This window comes from Mesorhizobium sp. M1A.F.Ca.IN.022.07.1.1, assembly GCF_003997575.1.
Taxonomy (GTDB): domain Bacteria; phylum Pseudomonadota; class Alphaproteobacteria; order Rhizobiales; family Rhizobiaceae; genus Mesorhizobium.
This window is the reverse complement of sequence record NZ_RZST01000667.1, coordinates 1-977: the sequence shown is the minus strand read 5'-3', so window position 1 is coordinate 977 and position 977 is coordinate 1. Positions and strand designations below refer to the sequence as shown.

The following is a 977-nucleotide window of genomic DNA, read 5'->3' as shown; positions in this document are numbered from 1 at the left end:
CTCCCTTGATCCGAGCGGTATCGGCAATCTCGCAATAGGTGCGGATCATCGGCGCCGCCGAGGGCAGCATCGTCGCCACCGCCATTATGAACCACATCAGGACGAGCGCCGACGCCGCCAACGAGCCTGAAAGCGGCGCCGGCGCAAGGCACAAAGCGAAGAACCGGTCGAGGAAATCCGGCAGCGGCAATGGCGGCAGGTTCTTCACCAGCGCATCGCCCGGAGCGCCGCCGGCAACGCGGCTTTCGGCGCCGCGAATAGCCATGGCAGCGAGGATCCACCAGGCAAGCACGACGCCCGCACCGATAGTGAGCATCACGGCAAGGCGGGAGCTGCGCGCCAGTCCCGCCGTGGCGCGGCCGGCGCGGTCGAGATGGCGGAAATCGTGCTCCTGGGCGCTCATGCCAATCGAATGGGCCGAATCGCCGCGTTGATCAAGTCCGCCGATCTGCCCTATACCGCATGCAGGCCGACGGGCCGCCATCAACATGGAAGCCTGGCGTGGAGCAGAGTGACAAAGCCCGCATATTGATCGCCGGCAGCGGCCCGGCCGGCCTGATCGCGGCACTCGGCTTTGCCGAGGCAGGCTTTGCCGTGACGTTGGCTGGCCCCGAGGCCGCCGGCGGCGATGGCCGCACCACCGCCCTTATGAACCCTGCTCTCAAGGTGCTCGACCACCTGGGCGTGCTGGACGAACTCAGGCCGCAGGCGGCGCCGCTGAAAATGATGCGCATCGTCGACGCAACGCGCCGGCTGATCCGCAGCCCGACCGTCACCTTCCGCGCCAGCGAAATCGGCGAGGAGCAGTTCGGGCTCAACCTGCCGAACAAAATCCTGATCCCGGTGCTTGCCAAGAAGGTCGCCGCAAATCCCGGCATCGAGTGGCGAAAGTCGATGGTCGATGCCTGGCGGCTCGACGCCGACCACGCACATGCGAGCCTCGCCGATGGCAGTGAGGTCTCGGCATCGCTGGCGGT

General features: G+C 66.9%; 1 protein-coding gene and 1 pseudogene. One reads left to right on the top strand and one right to left on the bottom strand.

Features of this window, described 5'->3' with window-relative positions:
- A pseudogene (locus EOA75_RS33265) lies at positions 1 to 403 on the bottom strand (DUF2182 domain-containing protein); the annotation flags it as partial.
- 98 nt (positions 404 to 501) lie between these two features.
- Between EOA75_RS33265 and EOA75_RS33260 the strand changes: the two are divergent.
- Positions 502 to 977: FAD-dependent monooxygenase (locus tag EOA75_RS33260; RefSeq protein ID WP_206517135.1), on the top strand; the 476-nt coding region annotated here is incomplete at its 3' end.